General features: G+C 44.2%; 19 protein-coding genes. 15 read left to right on the forward strand and 4 right to left on the reverse strand.

Annotated features, from left to right (window positions below):
- Positions 1-25 precede the first annotated feature (25 nt).
- The 3 genes from B4K11_RS09250 (at position 26) to rluB (ending at position 2,120) form a co-directional block, all read left to right on the forward strand.
- Entirely contained in the window at positions 26-646 is a 621-nt protein-coding gene (locus B4K11_RS09250; protein ID WP_292957700.1) for an L-threonylcarbamoyladenylate synthase, read from the forward strand.
- A 77-nt stretch (positions 647-723) separates the two neighbouring features.
- Positions 724-1,116, forward strand: coding sequence for an H-NS family nucleoid-associated regulatory protein (locus B4K11_RS09255; RefSeq protein ID WP_292957703.1), 393 nt, complete (start codon positions 724-726; stop codon positions 1,114-1,116).
- A 173-nt stretch (positions 1,117-1,289) separates the two neighbouring features.
- The gene (gene rluB / locus B4K11_RS09260; RefSeq protein WP_292957705.1) at positions 1,290-2,120 is read left to right on the forward strand and encodes a 23S rRNA pseudouridine(2605) synthase RluB; all 831 of its coding nucleotides are present in this window, start codon (positions 1,290-1,292) and stop codon (positions 2,118-2,120) included.
- A 59-nt stretch (positions 2,121-2,179) separates the two neighbouring features.
- Here rluB and B4K11_RS09265 read toward each other — a convergent pair whose 3' ends face one another.
- From B4K11_RS09265 to ubiG, 3 genes are read right to left on the reverse strand one after another with little or no spacing between them, the layout of a single operon-like run.
- Positions 2,180-2,920, reverse strand: coding sequence for a YciK family oxidoreductase (locus tag B4K11_RS09265; RefSeq protein ID WP_292957708.1), 741 nt, complete (start codon positions 2,918-2,920; stop codon positions 2,180-2,182).
- 16 nt (positions 2,921-2,936) lie between these two features.
- Complete coding sequence (locus B4K11_RS09270; RefSeq protein ID WP_292957711.1) at positions 2,937-3,620, reverse strand: HAD-IA family hydrolase; 684 nt, start codon at positions 3,618-3,620, stop codon at positions 2,937-2,939.
- A gap of 1 nt (position 3,621) precedes the next feature.
- Positions 3,622-4,347 carry a bifunctional 2-polyprenyl-6-hydroxyphenol methylase/3-demethylubiquinol 3-O-methyltransferase UbiG gene (gene ubiG / locus B4K11_RS09275; RefSeq protein ID WP_292957714.1) on the reverse strand — a complete coding sequence of 242 codons (726 nt, stop codon included), beginning with the start codon at positions 4,345-4,347 and terminating at the stop codon, positions 3,622-3,624.
- A gap of 206 nt (positions 4,348-4,553) precedes the next feature.
- Here ubiG and gyrA point away from each other — a divergent pair, with 206 nt between their 5' ends.
- From gyrA to B4K11_RS09335, 12 genes are all read left to right on the forward strand, one after another.
- Positions 4,554-7,196 carry a DNA gyrase subunit A gene (gene gyrA, locus B4K11_RS09280; protein WP_292957717.1) on the forward strand — a complete coding sequence of 881 codons (2,643 nt, stop codon included), beginning with the start codon at positions 4,554-4,556 and terminating at the stop codon, positions 7,194-7,196.
- Positions 7,197-7,270: 74 nt separating this feature from the next.
- Positions 7,271-8,353 (forward strand): 3-phosphoserine/phosphohydroxythreonine transaminase, encoded by a 1,083-nt coding sequence (gene serC / locus B4K11_RS09285; RefSeq protein ID WP_292957720.1) that lies wholly within the window; start codon positions 7,271-7,273, stop codon positions 8,351-8,353.
- 24 nt (positions 8,354-8,377) lie between these two features.
- Positions 8,378-9,469 carry a prephenate dehydratase gene (gene pheA, locus B4K11_RS09290; protein WP_292957723.1) on the forward strand — a complete coding sequence of 364 codons (1,092 nt, stop codon included), beginning with the start codon at positions 8,378-8,380 and terminating at the stop codon, positions 9,467-9,469.
- An 80-nt stretch (positions 9,470-9,549) separates the two neighbouring features.
- Positions 9,550-10,656: a histidinol-phosphate transaminase gene (hisC, locus tag B4K11_RS09295; protein WP_292957726.1), complete on the forward strand. Its 1,107-nt coding sequence runs from the start codon at positions 9,550-9,552 to the stop codon at positions 10,654-10,656.
- Complete coding sequence (locus B4K11_RS09300; RefSeq protein ID WP_292957729.1) at positions 10,649-12,865, forward strand: bifunctional prephenate dehydrogenase/3-phosphoshikimate 1-carboxyvinyltransferase; 2,217 nt, start codon at positions 10,649-10,651, stop codon at positions 12,863-12,865. Before hisC ends, B4K11_RS09300 begins: the two co-directional genes overlap by 8 nt.
- Positions 12,865-13,551 (forward strand): (d)CMP kinase, encoded by a 687-nt coding sequence (cmk, locus tag B4K11_RS09305; RefSeq protein WP_292957732.1) that lies wholly within the window; start codon positions 12,865-12,867, stop codon positions 13,549-13,551. Before B4K11_RS09300 ends, cmk begins: the two co-directional genes overlap by 1 nt.
- Before the next feature lie 37 nt (positions 13,552-13,588).
- The gene (gene rpsA / locus B4K11_RS09310) at positions 13,589-15,277 is read left to right on the forward strand and encodes a 30S ribosomal protein S1 (protein WP_292957735.1); all 1,689 of its coding nucleotides are present in this window, start codon (positions 13,589-13,591) and stop codon (positions 15,275-15,277) included.
- A 42-nt stretch (positions 15,278-15,319) separates the two neighbouring features.
- Entirely contained in the window at positions 15,320-15,610 is a 291-nt protein-coding gene (locus tag B4K11_RS09315; RefSeq protein WP_292957737.1) for an integration host factor subunit beta, read from the forward strand.
- A gap of 19 nt (positions 15,611-15,629) precedes the next feature.
- Positions 15,630-15,935 carry a LapA family protein gene (locus tag B4K11_RS09320; protein ID WP_292957740.1) on the forward strand — a complete coding sequence of 102 codons (306 nt, stop codon included), beginning with the start codon at positions 15,630-15,632 and terminating at the stop codon, positions 15,933-15,935.
- Positions 15,925-17,139 carry a lipopolysaccharide assembly protein LapB gene (gene lapB / locus B4K11_RS09325; RefSeq protein WP_292957743.1) on the forward strand — a complete coding sequence of 405 codons (1,215 nt, stop codon included), beginning with the start codon at positions 15,925-15,927 and terminating at the stop codon, positions 17,137-17,139. The genes B4K11_RS09320 and lapB overlap by 11 nt, the downstream gene beginning before the upstream one ends.
- Before the next feature lie 19 nt (positions 17,140-17,158).
- Entirely contained in the window at positions 17,159-17,869 is a 711-nt protein-coding gene (gene pyrF, locus B4K11_RS09330) for an orotidine-5'-phosphate decarboxylase (protein WP_292957746.1), read from the forward strand.
- A gap of 90 nt (positions 17,870-17,959) precedes the next feature.
- Positions 17,960-18,247 (forward strand): ComEA family DNA-binding protein, encoded by a 288-nt coding sequence (locus B4K11_RS09335; RefSeq protein WP_292957749.1) that lies wholly within the window; start codon positions 17,960-17,962, stop codon positions 18,245-18,247.
- 34 nt (positions 18,248-18,281) lie between these two features.
- Here B4K11_RS09335 and B4K11_RS09340 read toward each other — a convergent pair.
- The coding region (locus tag B4K11_RS09340) for an ROK family protein (RefSeq protein ID WP_292959339.1) at positions 18,282-18,794 on the reverse strand (513 nt) is incomplete at its 5' end.

Here is an 18,794-nt window from a genome sequence, read left to right on the forward strand (position 1 = left end):
CATTTGTGCTTAAGTAAGGTAAATTGTGAGTCAGTTTTTTCAAATACATCCTGAAAATCCGCAGCAACGGTTAATCAATCAAGCTGTTGAAATTATTAATAATGGTGGGGTTGTTATATATCCTACTGATTGTGCTTATGCATTAGGGTGTCATCTAGGTGATAAACGAGCCCTAGAGAAAATAAAAAAAATTAGGCAATTAGATGATAAACACAACTTTACACTGGTTTGTCGTGATTTAAGTGAAATTAGCACTTATGCCAAAGTAGATAATACAAATTACCGTTTATTAAAAGCGTATACGCCAGGCGCTTACACTTTTATTCTTAAAGCAACGGCTGAAGTCCCTAGACGGCTGTTACATCCTAAAAGAAGAACGATAGGCATTCGGGTGCCTGACAACCCAATTGCGCTTGCATTAACAGAAGCTTTGGGTGAGCCAATTATGAGTACCTCTCTTATTATGCCGGGTGATGATATGCCATTAATGGACCCCTATGATATGAGGCAGTTATTGCAGCACCAGGTCGATTTGATTATCGATGGTGGTTATTGTGGGTTAGAAGCAACTAGTGTTATTAATCTAGTTGAAGAGGTTCCTGAGGTTGTTCGCGAAGGGGCTGCGGATGTTGCAGGTTTCTTATAATTAATATTTTTACTTGATTAATCTTTATCTATAAAGATAATTACTTAAGTGTTGTTTAATTCGACGAGTATAATTAGATGTCTGATTTTTTAAAAATTCTAACGCGTAAAAACTCTCTTCGTAAACAGTGTCAGGAATTAACTGTTTCAGAACTTGAAAAAGTAATTTCAGATTTAACTGTAATTACGGATGATAAGCGCGAAGCGGAAGAAGCGTTTCAGGCAGCAGAAAAGGAAAAAGTTGCTAAGATTGAGGCTATCCGTCAAAGCATGTTGGATGCAGGCGTTGATATGAATGATTTAATGGGCATGATTGGAGAGGTTGCTTCTCCTAAGAAAAAGGTCCAGCCAAAATATCGTATTGTAGATGATGAAGGTGTTGAACATGAGTGGTCAGGTCGCGGTCGTACACCGTTATCTTTTCAGGCTTACTTTGATAAAGGATTTACTAAAGACGACTGCTTAATTTAATATAAGGCAGAGTCTTTATTAGAAAGCCCTTTTCATTTTGAAAGGGCTTTTTTATTGCTTATTTCTAAATTAGCTTTTCTTTTAAATGAGTTTCTAAATTAGTTATAAAGCAGTTGTTTATTAATAATCATCGGTCAGGGTGGTCGATGATTTGAAAAAAGAAGGTGCGTCACATGTCAGATGAAAAGTTACACAAAGTTTTGGCGCGCTCCGGTATTGGCTCACGTCGTGAGATGGAGCGTTGGATTAAAGAAGGGCGAGTAACGGTCAATGATAAAGTTGCTACTTTAGGGGATAGAATTTCCGAAGGTGATGTGGCTTCTGTTGACGGGGCGCCTGTTAATTTGATTTTTGATAGACAGTCCGAAAGGCGAGTGCTTATTTATAATAAGCCTGTGGGTGAAATATGTACGAGGCATGACCCTGAAGGGCGCCCTACGGTATTCGATCATCTGCCTCCTTTAAAAGAGGGGCGTTGGATTGCGATAGGCCGTTTAGATATAAATACTTCAGGCTTGTTGTTGTTTACGACGGATGGTGACTTAGCTAATGCATTGATGCATCCGTCTGCGCAGATTGACCGTGAATATGCGGTGCGTGTCTTGGGTAATGTTGATGATGCTCTGCTTAAGCGTTTAACGGACGGTGTGCTGTTAGAAGATGGTATGGCAAAGTTTACTGATGTTCAGTTCTTTGATGGTGAAGGCGCGAATAAGTGGTATCACTGTGTTGTGATGGAGGGGCGTAACCGTGAAGTTCGACGCCTTTGGGAGTCACAAGAGATTCAAGTGAGTCGTTTGAAGCGTGTGCGTTTTGGGCCCGTTTTTCTTCCAAGTGATGTGCGTGCAGGCACTTGGAAGCTTCTTGAAGATAAAGAGGTTAATTCGCTTTCTCAGATGTTGGAGTTAAAGCCTAAGAAGGGTGCTCGGATGTCGGTTGTAGAAAAGCAAAAGTTTGAGCGTCGTTACAAGAAGCAGAAAGCAAGAAGAATGGAAGGTAAGTAGCCTTTCTTTCAGACAATAAAAAGCAGCACTTGGCTGCTTTTTTATTAGTTGGTTTTTCATTATTGAGCGTCGAGTGATTGCCCGTTTACTTCTAGGCTGTCACGGCCCATGAGATATAAATACAGCGGCATAATATCTTCAGGTGCAGTCACGGATGCTGGGTTTTCAGCAGGATAAGCGCTCGATCTCATTTGAGTACGTGTGGCACCTGGATTGATACAGTTAGCGCGAATGTTGCTTATATTTTCAACTTCGTCAGCAAGTGTCTGCATTAGGCCTTCGGTTGCAAACTTAGAAACGCCATATGCGCCCCAATATGCACGGCCCTTTCTGCCTACAGATGATGATGTGAAAACAATGGAAGCATTCTCAGATCGCTCTAAAAGAGGCATGAGTATCTGGGTTAGCATGAAAGGCGCATTTAAGTTGACCTGCATGACTTGTTGCCAGATTACAGGATCGTAAGTTTGGATGTGAGTTCTAACACCCAGTAGGCCTGCGTTGTGAAGGATGCCATCTATGCGTCCAAACTCTTGTTCAAGCGTGTTTGTTAGCTCAATGAAATCATGTTCTTGAGCGCTTTCTAGATTGAGAGGTACTAGAGCGGGCTGCGGGTGTCCTGCAGCTTCGATCTCGTCATAGACCTGTTCCAGCTTTTCTAGAGTGCGACCGAGTAAAATGACCGTTGCGCCGTGTGCAGCGAATGTTTTAGCTGCGACGCGGCCAATGCCTGCGCCTGCGCCGGTTACCAGAATAATTCGGTCTTTTAAAAGATCTTCCGGTGCCTGGTACTCAAACATAATTTTTGATCCTAATTCAAGTGCGTAAATCGGTATAAATAGATTGTAGCAGGGGCTGTAGTTCAGTTGCACATTCAATGTAGTGGTCTGCAAGCCAGTCTTGGGGGGCTTCTTGGGCGTCAAGGTAGCCATAGGTTGCTGCAATGGTCATCATCCCAGCCCTGTTGCCTGCTTGTATATCGCGGATATGATCACCGACATAAATACTCTGTTCCGCTTTACAGCCTATCTCGCTACAGGCAAGAAAAAGAGCTTCAGGATGTGGTTTTCGTTCGGTTACATGGTCTGGGCAGATGACTGTGCTAGCTTTTTCAGCGAGACCTAGGCCTTGCATAACTGGGGTTGTGTATAACTCAGGCTTGTTGGTAACTATGCCCCATGGGATATCATGTTCTGTTAACCAGTTGAGGCAGTTGTTTAGCCCGGGGAAAAGTTTACTGTCGACGTCTAAATGTTCGAGGTAGAGTGCTAGCATGCGCTGATGAAGGTTATCAAACCCTTCGTCACCTTCTTTAAGGCCGAAGGCCGCCGCGACCATTGCGCGTGCGCCATTGGATACAAACCTGCGAATGTACTCGTATGTGACCGGTTGTTTCTGTTCCTCGCGCAACAGTTGGTTGATAACCCAGTGGAAGTCTGGTGCGGTATCGATTAGCGTGCCGTCAAGATCAAAGAGTACAGATGCGGGCTTTGTAGTCATCTTATGCTGGCTTCTCGGTCGCGATCATATAATTCACGTCTACATCGGTAGGGTGTAAGCTGTATTTCTTTGTTAGCGGATTATAAGTTAAACCGCACATTTCGGTGCTTTGTAGTCCGCTCTCTCTAATCCAAGTGCCTAATTCTGAAGGTCGAATGAATTTTTTAAAGTCATGGGTACCGTCTGGTACGAGCTTTAAAAGCTTTTCTGCGCCAACGATTGCGAATAGGTAACTTTTAGGGTTTCTATTCAGCGTTGAGAAGAAAAGAGTTCCGCCAGGTTTGCATAGCTTGGCGCAGGCTTGGACAATAGAGGAGGGGTCTGGAACATGTTCCAGCATTTCCATGCAGGTAACGACATCGAAAGATTCAGGTTGCTCCGCTGCAAGCTCCTCAACAGTGATCTGTTTGTAATTAACATTTACACCGCTTTCTAGACCATGCAGTTTGGCTATTTTTAAAGGTGCAGCGCCCATATCTATGCCGGTAACCGTTGCGCCTCGCTGAGCCATAGATTCTGATAAGATGCCGCCGCCGCAGCCGACGTCCAAAACATTTTTTTCACTGAGTTGGGCTATTCGATCAATAAAGCCAACGCGTAATGGATTGATCTCATGAAGAGGTTTGAATTCGCTGTTTTTATCCCACCACTTATTGGCAAGCTCTTCGAATTTAGCAATTTCTTCTGGATCGATGTTCTGTTGAGCAGTCTTATCTGGCTGAGTCATAGCGATCTTTCGTTCGTGAATTTTTAATCTATTCTAACACTGCTACGTGCTTCAGAAATAGTCGGGCATACAAATGTAGGGTTTATTAGAATTAATTGTATAAGCCCTTATTTTTTCAGGATTCCCTTTGTGAATATGTGATATACTTCCGCGGTTATAAATATCCGCGGAAACCTTCCGTTGCGAGAGTGATTCAAGGATAGGGAATGGGCGATTTAGTCAAAGAAATTCTGCCAGTTAACATCGAAGATGAACTGAAGCAGTCATACCTAGATTACGCAATGAGCGTAATTGTAGGCCGTGCGTTACCAGATGCGAGAGACGGTCTTAAACCCGTTCATCGTCGTGTTCTATTTGCAATGAACGAACTCGGCAATGACTGGAATAAAGCATATAAAAAATCAGCACGTGTTGTGGGCGATGTTATTGGTAAGTACCACCCACATGGTGATAGCGCTGTTTACGATACAATCGTACGTATGGCGCAAGACTTTTCCATGCGTTACCCCTTGGTCGATGGGCAAGGTAATTTCGGTTCAATTGATGGCGACTCTGCTGCGGCGATGCGTTATACCGAAATCCGTATGGACAAAATTGCACATGAGTTGCTAGCCGATCTTGAAAAAGAAACGGTCGATTTTGTCGATAACTACGACGGCACAGAAAAAATCCCTGTTGTTGTTCCTACGCGTATACCAAACCTTCTTGTGAATGGTTCATCAGGTATTGCGGTGGGTATGGCGACAAATATTCCTCCTCATAACTTATCTGAAGTTGTGCGTGGTTGTATTGCTCTGATTGAAAATGAAGAGTTAACCACTGATGAGTTGATGGAATATATTCCAGGGCCGGATTTCCCAACAGGCGGTATTATTAATGGCCGTGCGGGAATCCTGCAGGCATACCGTACTGGGCGAGGCCGTATTTATGTTCGTGCTAAGTACCATGTCGAAGAAGATCAGAAAAATGGTAAGCCTTCACTTATCGTTACTGAGATCCCTTATCAGCTTAACAAAGCTCGTTTGATTGAGAAGATCGCTGAGCTTGTTAAAGAAAAGAAAATTGAAGGTATCACTGAACTGCGTGATGAGTCCGATAAGGACGGAATGCGTATTGTTATTGAACTTCGTCGTAACGAAGTGCCTGAAGTGGTTATCAATAACTTGTTTGCGCAAACGCAGATGGAGTCTGTTTTCGGTATCAATATGGTAGCCTTGGTTGATGGCCAACCACGCATCCTTGATCTGAAAACCGCACTTGAATGCTTCATTCGTCATCGCCGTGAAGTGGTTACTCGCCGTACTGTTTATCTTCTACGAAAAGCTCGCGAACGTGGTCACTTGTTAGAAGGTCTAGCGGTTGCTTTGGCGAATATCGATCCTGTTATCGAGCTAATCAAACAGTCGCCTACGCCTGCTGAAGCAAAAGAACGTTTGATTGCTGAAGAATGGGTGCCAGGTAATGTGATCGAAATGTTGGAGCGTGCAGGTGAAGATGCTTGTCGCCCTGATGATCTTGAAGAACAGTTCGGTCTGCGCGATGGTAAATACCATCTGTCTCCAGCTCAAGCGCAAGCTATTCTTGAGTTGCGCCTGCATCGTCTAACAGGTTTAGAACATGAGAAGCTGATTGCCGAGTATAAAGAGCTTCTAGAGAAGATAGCGGAACTGCTTCTGATTTTGGGCTCTCATGAGCGCTTGATGGAAGTGATTCGTGAAGAGCTTGATGCTGTGCTCGAAGAGTATGGCGATGAGCGACGCACTGAAATTACTGCTTCTCGTAAAGATCTGACGATTGCTGATCTGATCACCGAAGAAGATGTGGTCGTAACTATATCTCATGGTGGTTATGCCAAAACACAGCCGTTGACTGACTACCAGTCGCAGCGTCGTGGTGGTAAAGGTAAATCAGCAGCGGCCATTAAAGATGAAGATTTTATCGAACATCTATTAATAGCCAATACGCACGATACTATTCTTTGTTTCACTGACCGTGGCAAAGTGTACTGGTTACGGGTGTTTGAAATTCCGGTTGCGAGTCGTACCGCGCGTGGTCGTCCGATCGTAAATATCTTGCCTTTAGATGAAGGTGAGCGCGTGAGTACTATCCTGCCAGTGGGTGCTTATGAAGAAGATAAATTCATCTTCATGGCAACTGCATCAGGTACAGTTAAGAAAACAGCCCTGACTAACTTCTCCCGCCCACGTTCTAGTGGTCTGATTGCTTTGGATCTTTTAGATGATGACCATCTAATTGGTGCAGCTATCACTAATGGTGAAGATGACATTATGCTGATGACAAGTGCGGGTAAGAGCATGCGTTTCAGTGAAGATGATGTTCGTCCTATGGGTCGTACAGCACGTGGTGTACGTGGTGTGAAAATGGCGGATGGGGTTGAAGTTATCTCCCTGATTATTCCGCAAGAAGGCGGCAAAATTCTGACAGCATCAGCAAATGGTTACGGTAAGAAAACTGCCATTGATGACTTCCCTGTTAAAGGACGTGGTGGTCAAGGTGTGATTGCACAGCAGTGTTCTGATCGTAATGGACAGTTAGCAGGTGCCGTACAGGTCTTTAATGGCGATGATGTGATGCTAATCAGTGACCAGGGAACGCTTGTAAGAACAGGTTGTGATGGTATCTCTGAATTAGGTCGTAATACTCAAGGTGTCACCTTAATTCGAGTTAATGGTGATGAGCGCTTAGTAAGTGTTGCGCGCATCGAAGAGCCAGATGAAGAGCCTGATGCTGAAGGCGAAATAGTTGAAAGCAATGAAGCTGAAACCAGTACAGCTGAGAATGGGGGCGCAGCTGAAGCAGCTGATACCCACCCAGATACTGGAGAGTAAGTTCCAAATAAGTGCGGCTTCGAGTCGCACTTTTTATATAACGTTTAAAAGTTAGTAAAGAAGAGAAAATCCTCATGACACGCAAGTTTAATTTCAGTGCTGGGCCGGCGGGCCTGCCTGATGAAGTTTTAGTGCAAGCACAGCAAGAACTTTTAGATTGGCACGGTAAAGGGCTTTCCATAATGGAAATGAGCCACCGTAGCAAAGAGTTTGTATCTGTAGCTGAAACAGCTGAGCAAGATTTACGTGACTTGATGGGGATTAGCTCGGACTATAAGGTATTGTTTTTACAGGGTGGAGCAACGTCTCAGTTCTCGATGATCCCTATTAATCTACTGCGAGGGAAAACCTCTGCTGATTATCTGAATACAGGTATCTGGTCTAAAAAAGCAATCCAAGAAGCTTCTCGTTATTGTGATGTGTCTATTGCTGGAAGCAGTGAGGCTAATGGTAATACTGCAGTACCGACTCAGTCAGAACTTAAGCTTAATCCTGATGCCGCGTATCTACACTACACGCCGAATGAGACGATTGGCGGTTTAGAGTATGACTACATTCCGGAAAGTGGTGATGTACCGCTTGTGGCTGATCTTTCTTCAACAATCTTGTCTCGTGAAATCGACGTGAATAAGTTTGGTTTGATCTACGCGGGTGCGCAGAAAAATATTGGTCCGGCAGGCCTAACCGTAGTGATTGTACGTGAAGAACTATTGGGTAATGTGACTGCTGGCGCTCCTACAATGTTTGATTATAAAGTCCATGCTGATGCGGACTCTATGTGTAATACCCCGCCTACTTATGGTTGGTATTTAGCAGGGTTGGTTTTCCAATGGTTAAAGGCTCAAGGCGGTGTGGCTGCAATAGAAGCTATTAATCAGCGCAAGCAGGCTAAGCTTTATGCTGCTATTGATGGCAGTGATTTTTATGCTAACCCAATGGTTGAAGCGAATCGCTCATGGATGAATGTGCCGTTTACATTAGCTGATTCTGCCTTGGATAAGCTGTTCTTGGAGCAAGCGGAAGAAGCGGGTCTACTCAATTTGAAAGGGCATCGTTCAGTCGGTGGCATGCGTGCAAGTATTTACAATGCTGTACCGGAAACTGCAGTTGATGCTCTCATCAGCTTTATGCAGCAATTTGAAAAACACAACGCTTAACAATAAAGATAAAAGTAGAAGCATATGAGCGAACAGGAAAAAGAGCTACGTATCTTAAGGGATCAAATTGACAGTATTGATCGTCAGATCCATGAACTGCTTAATCGTCGTGCCAGTTGTGCGCAAAATGTAGCCGAAGTTAAGCAGAAGTATCAGGGCGAAGTATCCGCTGTATTCTATCGCCCAGAGCGAGAAGCGCAGGTATTACGTGCGGTAATGGAACGTAATGAAGGCCCTCTTGCGGATAAAGAGGTAGCTCGGCTGTTTCGCGAAGTGATGTCTGTATGTTTGGCGCTAGAGGAACCAATGCGCGTGGCCTTTTTAGGGCCTGAAGGTACATTTACACAGCAAGCGGCAATGAAGCACTTTGGACATTCCGCACGTAATCTTCCAATGCAATCGTTGAAAGATGTATTTCGCGAAGTGCAGGCGGGAGGTGCTCATTATGGTGTTGTACCTATTGAAAACTCAACTGAAGGTGTTGTAAGTCATACACTTGATCTCTTCAAACAGTTTGATCTGAATATTTGCGGTGAGGTAGAGGTTCCGGTACACCTTCATCTACTACTAAATAGAGGGGATACACTCGACGGTATTTCCAAAATTTATTCACATCAGCAGTCGCTTGCTCAGAGTCGCGGCTGGTTAGATGCGCGCTACCCTGATATTGAAAAGGTTGCAGTTAGCTCGAATGCGGAAGCAGCTAAACTTGTTGCTAAGGAAGGGGCTGGGTGTGCGGCGATTGCGGGTGATATGGCGGCGGACCTATATGATCTAGATATGGCTGTTAAAAACATTGAAGATCAAGCTGATAACACTACACGTTTTTTGATTATTGGTAATCAAGATGTAGGGCCAAGCAATGACGATAAAACGTCAATTTTGATCTCTGTACCTGATACACCGGGTGCACTGTATCAAGTGTTAGAACCTTTCCATCGCTATGATTTGAGTTTAACCCGTGTTGAAACCCGTAGTGCGGCAAAAAACTCTCTCTTTTATATCGATTTTGAAGGTCATTTTTCAGATACCGTCGTGAATAAAGCGCTACAAGAGTTAACTCAAAGCAGTATGGAATTGAAAATACTTGGCTCATACCCACGGGCGGTGCTCTAAACTTTGCAGCAGATGGGGAGTTCTTTTAGATCGAACTTTCCAATACAACTTTTCATGATGGTTATGTAATCAGGTGAGTTATGGGTAGCGATTTTATTTCATTAGCAACATGCGGTGTTCAAAACTTAAATCCATATCTGCCAGGCAAGCCACCTGAAGAGTTGGAAAGAGAGTTAGGGTTAACCAACGTAGTTAAGTTGGCAAGCAACGAAAACCCGATGGGTCCGTCAGAGAAAGTCCTATCAGCTCTTCAAAAGAGTCTCTCCGGGTTGTCTTTGTATCCTGATAGTGGTGGTTATAAGTTAAAGCACGCGTTATCTAAAAAGTTTGGCTTTTCACCGGAGCAAGTGACTTTAGGCAATGGCTCGAATGATGTATTAGAACTCATCGGTCGTGGCTATCTAAACCCTGGTGATGAGGTTATCTATTCAGAGTTTAGTTTTGTTGTTTATTCATTGGTAACCCAGGCGACTGGCGCTAAACCTATAGTTACACCGGCGAAAAGCTGGGGTAATGATTTAAATGCCATGTTACAGGCTGTTAGTGAAAAAACGCGGATTATTTTTATTGCGAACCCAAATAATCCGACAGGGACATGGCTGACAAAGCAGGAAATTACCTCCTTTTTAGATGCAGTACCTGAAAATGTGTTAGTCGTTTTAGATGAAGCGTATACCGAATACGTAGATGAGGCCGAGTTTCCAAATGGCTTGTCTTTATTATCAAGTTATCAAAACTTGATTGTGACACGGACCTTTTCTAAAGCTTACGGTTTAGCGGGTTTACGTATAGGGTATGCGGTTTCAAATACTGAGATCGCGAACATCCTGAGTCGTGTTAGGCAGCCTTTTAATGTGAATAATTTAGCCTTAGTGGCTGCAGAAACTGCTTTAGATGATGACGAATATTTGAGTAAAAGTTTTGCCTTAAATAAAGCCGGAATGGCGCTTTATCAGGCAGAGCTGAAGCGTTTAGGTTTGAATTTTATTCCGTCGGTAGGTAATTTTATTACGGTTGAACTCGAAAACGATGCGGCGCCTGTATACCAGGCAATGCTTGAGGAAGGCGTTATTGTTAGGCCTGTTGCTAATTATGGCATGCCTAAACATTTGAGAATTAGTATAGGTTTAGACGCCGAAAATAAGCGTTGTATAGAGGTATTGGAACGAGTGATTAAACATGAGTAAGCCTATAAGCAAGACGCTGATAATAGGTCTGGGCTTAATTGGTGGATCGCTGGCGAAGGCGCTTAAAATCAATCGACACTGTGGCCAAATCATCGGCTACGATCGTGATTTTGAGGAAAGCAAAGCCGGTTATAATGCGGGTGTTATTGATCTAGCGATAGAGAACTTGGTGGATGCGGTTTCGACAGCGGATCTTATTGTTCTTGCTGTGCCCGTGAAGGCGATGGAAAAAGTGTTGATGGATATCGCCCCTTTCATCGCTGAAGATACGCTTATAACCGATGTAGGCAGCACCAAGGGCAATGTTGTCGCTGCTGCCAAGCGAGTTTTTGGTGATGTTCCAACTGGTTTTGTTCCGGGTCATCCGATAGCAGGCTCAGAAAAAAGTGGTGTAGCTGCAGCGGATCATACGCTTTTTGAAAATCATAAAGTGATTTTAACGCCTTTAGCTGAATCGTCATCTGATTCAGTTAATGTGTTTACGCGAATGTGGGAATCGACCGGAGCTGAGGTTCTGGTTATGAATGTGGACAAGCATGATGAGGTTTTAGCGGCGACGAGCCACCTGCCTCATATGTTAGCTTTTTCACTTGTCGATACATTGGCGCAAGAGCAGGACAATAATACGGATATTTTTCGTTATGCAGCCGGTGGGTTCCGCGATTTTACTCGCATTGCGGGTAGTGATCCGACCATGTGGCATGACATCTGTCTAGCAAACAAACAAGCATTACTTAGCCAGCTCGATCGATATACGGCAGGCTTAGCAAATTTAAGGGCAGCTATTGAGTGTGGTGACAGCGAATCCATGCTGGGAACTTTTACGCGCGCAAAAGCTGCAAGAGAACATTTTTCAAGAATTTTATCTGGTACGGCATATTCACAGCATATGAGTAATCAACAAGTAACCTTTCGTGCCCAGCCTGGCGGCAGCGTAAGTGGAAAAATTAGAGTTCCAGGTGATAAATCTATCTCCCATCGATCCATTATGTTGGGTTCACTAGCAGACGGTGTAACTGAAGTTACGGGCTTTCTGGAAGGTGAAGATAGCTTAGCAACGCTTCAGGCATTCCGTGATATGGGTGTCGTTATCGAAGGGCCCGATGCCGGCAACGTCACTATCTATGGTGTTGGTGTTAACGGTCTTCAGGCTCCTCCAGGACCGCTATATGTAGGTAATTCTGGAACGTCCATGCGTTTGTTATCAGGGCTGCTTGCTGCGCAAGCGTTTGATACTGAATTAAGTGGCGATGAATCACTGACTAAACGTCCAATGGGACGTGTAGCAGATCCGCTACGTCTAATGGGTGCTGAGATTGAAACCGCTGAAAATGGACGGCCTCCATTAAAAATCAAAGGTGGTCAGTCTTTAAAAGGTATTCATTATGATATGCCGATGGCAAGTGCGCAGGTTAAATCATGCTTATTGCTAGCAGGGCTTTATGCCGAGGGCGATACCTCAGTAACTGAGCCTGCACCAACGCGTGATCATACAGAACGTATGCTAACGGGCTTTGGCTATCCAGTAGAACAGAATGGATCTACCGCTAAAGTGACACCGGGTGGTCAGTTACATGCCACTCGAATTGATGTGCCAGCAGATATCTCTTCAGCTACTTTCTTTATGGTTGCAGCGGCGATCTGTCCAGATTCTGATCTGACGATTGAACATGTAGGTATCAACCCTACCCGTATAGGCATTATTAATATCTTGCGATTAATGGGTGCTAATTTAGAGCTGCTAAATGAGCGTGAAGTGGGTGGCGAACCCGTTGCTGATATCCGTATTCGCTATGCGCCTCTGAAAGGTATTCATATTCCGGAAGATCAAGTACCTCTAGCGATTGATGAATTTCCGGCTATCTTCATTGCAGCGATCAGCGCTGAAGGCACGACTGTCGTGTCGGGTGCTGAAGAGCTACGTGTTAAAGAGAGCGATCGTATTCAGGCAATGGTTGATGGCTTGAAAATTCTCGGCGCTGATATTGAAGGCACAGAAGATGGTGCCGTGATACAGGGCGGGACGCTAACAGGCGGAACTGTTGAAAGCCATGATGATCACCGTATAGCGATGGCGTTTGCCGTTGCATCATTGCGATCGACTGGAACAATTACAATTAATGAATGCGCAAATGTGGCTACCTCATTCCCTGGGTTTGTTGAATTAGCACAGTCTGCAGGTATTAAGGTTGAAAAGGAGAAGGGGTGATGTCTAATCGACAGGTACCCGTCATTACCGTTGATGGTCCAAGTGGATCGGGTAAAGGAACTATCTGCCAATTGTTGGCGCGTGAATTGGGCTGGGAGCTTCTAGATAGCGGTGCGTTGTATCGCTTAGTTGGATTGGCGGCTCGGCATCATGGTGTTGAACTGGATGATGAGGAAGCGCTGGTTGTGTTGGCGGCTCATCTTGATGTGCAGTTTATTGCCCGTGATGAAGATGTTGTGCAAATCATACTTGAAGGTGAAGAAGTAACGGATGCTATCCGTACTGAAGTGGTTGGAAGTGATGCATCTATCGTGGCTGCGATACCAAGTGTCCGAGACGCGCTATTAGAACGTCAACGTGCATTTGCAGAAATGCCAGGCCTTATTGCAGATGGTCGTGATATGGGAACTGTTGTCTTTCCCAATGCGGCCTTAAAAGTTTATCTTGATGCAAGCGCAGAAGAGCGTGCTGAGCGTCGGTATAACCAGTTGATAAACAAGGGACTGGGTGCTAATCTTCAAGCTATATTAGGGGACATTCAGGCGCGAGATGATCGCGATATGAATCGAGCTGTAGCCCCTCTTAAGCCCGCGGCGGATGCTGTAATTCTGGATACGACTACCATGTCTATCAAAGAGGTCCTAGCCGCTGTAATGGATGAAGCGAGGCACAAAGGGCTTCGCTGACAGATGTCGTATTGACTGAAAGCGGGATGAAACTGATATGAGTGAGAGCTTTGCAGAGCTGTTTGAAGAGAGTCTTCAAGAGCTTGAAATGGCGCCAGGTGCCATAGTAACGGGAACAGTCATTGCGATTGAGGATGACTTTGTCATCGTTAATGCAGGGCTCAAATCAGAAGGTGTTATTCCGCGTCATCAGTTCTTTGATGATAACGGTGACCTGACTGTAGAAGTTGGGTCTGAAGTCAAAGTTGCCCTTGAGACGATGGAAGATGGTTTCGGCACCACGCAGCTTTCACGAGAAAAAGCCAAACGTGCAGAAGCATGGCTCGAACTAGAAAAAGCTTTTGAAGGTGATGAGATTATAAAAGGTCGAATTACCGGCAAAGTTCGAGGCGGTTTCACCGTTGATGTTAATACGATTCATGCCTTCCTACCGGGTTCATTGGTAGATGTACGCCCCGTCAGAGATACCAGTCATCTCGAATCTCAAGAATTAGAGTTTAAGCTTGTTAAGCTTGATGCCAAACGCAATAACATCGTTGTGTCTCGTCGAGCTGTACTTGAAGCCGCTTATATCCTGGAGCGCGAGAAACTACTGGCTAATATGAAAGAGGGCCAGGTTGTTAAAGGTATTGTCAAAAATATCACAGACTATGGCGCGTTTATTGACTTGGGCGGCGTCGATGGTTTGCTTCATATTACTGACATTGCTTGGAAGCGAGTTAAACATCCAAGTGAAGCCCTGACTGTGGGCGAAGAGATAGATATACAGATTCTGCGATTTGATAAAGAGAAAAATCGCGTTTCTTTAGGTTTAAAACAGCTTACAGATGATCCATGGACACAGTTAATTTCTAATTATTCTGCGGGTATGAAAGCCAAAGCTAAAGTCACTAATCTGACAGATTATGGCTGTTTTGCAGAGATAGAAAATGGTATTGAAGGTTTAATCCATGTATCCGAAATGGATTGGACAAACAAAAATGTACACCCATCTAAAGTTGTTCAGCTTGGAGACGAAGTCGATGTGATGTTATTAGACATCGATAAAGAGCGACGTCGTATCTCCCTTGGTATGAAACAGTGTACGCCAAACCCTTGGCAAACCTTCTCTGAACAGTTTACCAAAGGTGATCGTGTAAACGGTGTTATTCGCTCAATTACAGATTTTGGCATCTTTGTAGGAATGGATGGGGGTATCGATGGTCTTGTTCACCAATCAGATCTTTCATGGGATGATAGTGACAAAGATGCGGTTAAACGCTTCAAAAAAGGTGATGAAGTTGAAGCCGTTATTCTTTCTATAGATTCAGAAAGAGAACGCATTGCCCTAGGGATTAAGCAACTTGATGGTGACCCGTTTAGCGAATATACATCGACTAAATCTAAGGGTGAAACAGTCAAAGGCACGGTTTCTGAAATAACCTCCAAAGGCTTAGTTCTAACCTTAGCTGAAGGTGTGGAAAGTTCTGTTAGAATTGCAGAGGTTTCGCGCGATCGTGTTGAAAACTTGAGCAGTCTTTACTTCATTGGGGATGAAGTGGAAGCGATGGTTGTTAATATTGACAGACGCAGCCGCGTGATAGCTCTGTCTATTAAACAGCTTGAAATAGCTCAAGAGAAAAAGGCAATGGACAGTGTCAGTCAGCAATCGGATGTAGATCTTTCAGGTCCAACAACGATTGGTGATTTGATAAAAGCACAGATGAAGAAAATCGATTCAAAGTAAACCTCGGGTTTACGATAAGATCAAACGATCGAGGGAGAAGATATGACTAAATCTGAACTGATAGAATTACTGGTAGATCGTCACGATCAGTTATCGGTAAAAGATATTGAGTTGTCGGTTAAGACTATGCTTGATCATATGACGGAGTCTTTATCGCAAGGCCATCGTATAGAAATTAGAGGGTTTGGAAGCTTCTCCCTCCATTACAGAGCGCCGCGAACTGGGCGCAATCCTAAAACCGGTGAGTCAGTTTCGTTAGATGCTAAATATGTACCGCATTTTAAGCCTGGTAAAGAGCTTAGAGAGCAAGTGAATGACTCCATTCAAAAATAGTTATTGAGGTTCTTTCAGCGTGCGTTTTTTAAAAACATTGATCATTGTTCTGCTTTGTCTTGCTGTTTTATTAGTGGGCATCATGTTCACTATCCATAATACGGATAAAGTAGTGATCGACCTAGTATTCTTCCAGTTGCCTGAAGCAAGTCTATCTATTTGGTTGATTGCCACCTTTCTAATGGGAGGGTTTATGGGCATTCTTCTGAGCGTCATGACTGTTTGGATGTTAAAAACACGTTTAGGTTCAGCGCGCCGTAAAATCGCAACGACACAGAAAGAGTTAGATCAGTTGAGAGTGTCCAACCTCAAAGATGCCGTTTAATCTCGATAGAGTCTTAGAAAACTCTTTAGGTAATTACCTGCTTATAGTCCCTCTGATGCTGGCCATTGCGATTGGCTGGTTCTTGGGACGAAGAGATAAACGTCAGCGTAGCAATCAGCCACAAATAAACCTGAGTACCGAGTACTTTACAGGTTTGGACTACCTGCTAAATGAGAAAATGGATGAAGCGATCGAAAGCTTCATACGTGCACTTGAGATAAACTCCGATACGATTCCTGCTCACCTCTCTCTTGCCAAGCTGTTCAGGCGCAAAGGCGATGTAGATCGCGCTATACAAATTCACCAGCAGTTGCTTGCAAGGCCTGATCTAAGTCGTGCAGATTTTATGCGTATCCAAATGGCGCTTGCGCGAGATTATTATGCGGTGGGTTTATTGGACCGTGCTGAAAACCTCTTGCTTGAGATTATTAAATCAACACCGCCTAAAGAAACACGTCATAATGCCCTTTGTTTACTGATAAAGCTTTATGAGAAAGAGGGTGAATGGGAGCAAGCACTTAACGCTGCTCAAGACTTAAGTGTTGAAGAACGAAAACTAATCGCGACCGAACTTGCACACTACTGCTGTGAATTAGCAGAGCAAGCGATTGCTGAAAAGAAAGTAACCATCTCTGCCAGTTATTTGAAACGTGCTGAACAATTTGAAGGGAATAATGTCCGTATCCGTTTAATGCTCGCGCGAATGGCGATGTCCTCCTCGAACTGGAAACAGGCGATAAAGCATCTTAAGAGTATTCCCAAGATAGATCGTTTATTTGTATCTGAAACGATTCCGCTCTTAAGTGAGTGTTATGAGCAAACGAAGGACCCGCGGGAGTATACGGAATATCTGCGTACGTGCCTTGCTAAGGCGCCCTCTACAACGGTAATCGTAGCATTGGCGGAGCAAATAAGAGCGGATAGGGGAGCTTATGCTGCCGGTAGTTTTGTTACCGAGGAATTAAAACGCCGTCCCTCGATAAAAGGGTTTAATAGTCTTATCGATCTTCATATAGAATATGGGGCAGATAATGAAAAAGACAGTTTAAAAGTGTTTCGTGGGTTAACCGGGCAGTTAGAACTATCCAAACCTATATATCGTTGTAATAGCTGTGGCTTTTCTGGGCGGACGCTTTCTTGGCAGTGCCCATCATGTAAAAGCTGGGGCACGACTAAGCCTATTCAAGGATTAGAAGGCGAATAATCGAATTTAGAGAATGAATATGTCAGTAGATAAAAAGCGTGTAATAGTTGCATTAGATTACCCAAACCAGCAACAAGCATTAGCCATGGCGGCACAGTTAGATCCGCAACGTTGCAGAGTAAAAGTGGGTAAGGAGCTGTTTACTCGTTGTGGTCCGGCGATTGTTGAAGCGCTACATGCCCAAGGCTTTGAGCTGTTTTTGGATCTTAAATTTCATGATATTCCGAATACAACAGCGAAAGCGGTACGTGCTGCAGCTGAGCTGGGTGTCTGGATGGTGAATGTGCATGCTTCCGGTGGACGTCGAATGATGGAAGCTGCGCGTAATGAGCTAGAGCAGGTGAACGGCACAGATACCTTGCTGATCGGTGTAACCGTTCTAACCAGTATGGAACGTTCTGATCTAGTCGAGCTAGGGCTCGATATTGATCCACTTGAGCAGGTGAAGCGCCTAGCGAAGCTTACTGAAAGTAGTGGGCTACATGGGATTGTGTGTTCTGCTCAGGAAGTGAAACCTTTACGCCAGATTATTGGTGCGGATTTCAAATTAGTCACACCGGGTATTAGACCTGCCGATGCTGAAGTTGGAGACCAAAAACGTATCATGACGCCTTCTGATGCGATTACTGCAGGCAGTGATTATCTTGTTATTGGGCGCCCGATTACTAAGGCTGCTTCACCTATAGATTCTCTTGCAAGCATTGATGCTGAACTTGCTCCGTTGATTTAGTTCTTAAAGCACGCTATAAATAAGCTCTGGCTACGGATAGCCGGAGCCAGATGTAGTACATAAAAATAAATCATGGAAAAGGATTTTCATATGAAACTAAGTTCTCTCAGAGCGCTTTTTCTTGCGCTAATCTGCGTATTTTCAACTTACTCTTTTGCTGAAGCGATAAATATCAATACAGCTTCGCAGGAACAAATCTCACAAACCCTCACAGGTATCGGCCCATCCAAGGCGGCTGCTATTGTGGCTTATCGAACGGAAAATGGACCTTTTCAATCTGTTGATCAAATTGAAGAGGTCAAAGGGATTGGCGCAGCGACCGTGGATAAAAATCGGGATTTAATCTTAGTGAGTGAACCAAAAGCTTCTAAAAAATAGTCGTATCTGGTTGTAAGCAATCAACCTAATTAGATTAAAGCCAGGCGGCTCCACGTACTCCGCTGGAGTCGCCATATTTAGCTTTCTTAATAGGGGTATTAACGCTGTCAGAGAAAACATAGTTCCCTAAGCGAGCAGCTGTTTTTTCATAGATCTCATCAATATTGGATAATCCGCCACCTAAAACGATACAAGCAGGATCTAAAATATTGATAACGGAAGAAAGCGCTTTAGCAAGTTGCTCTATATAAAGATCACAATGCTCTGATGCTAGAGTGTCGCCTTGTCTCGCAGCTTGCCATATCTGTTCAGAGCTTAAAAAAGTATTAGGCTCAGCGCTTTGGCCTGAATAAGACGAGGCAAAGCCCGGACCGGAAAGAAAGGTTTCTATACAATCCTGTTTGCCGCAATAACACGTTCTACCTGGCTTATCTTTTGTATTGATCCATGGGAGAGGGTTATGACCCCATTCACCACAAATAGCGTTGGGGCCGCTTAAAAGCTGCTTATTAATAACAATGCCTCCACCCACGCCAGTGCCCAAAAT

The organism is Neptuniibacter sp. UBA6509, assembly GCA_002435145.1.
GTDB lineage: Bacteria > Pseudomonadota > Gammaproteobacteria > Pseudomonadales > Balneatricaceae > Neptuniibacter.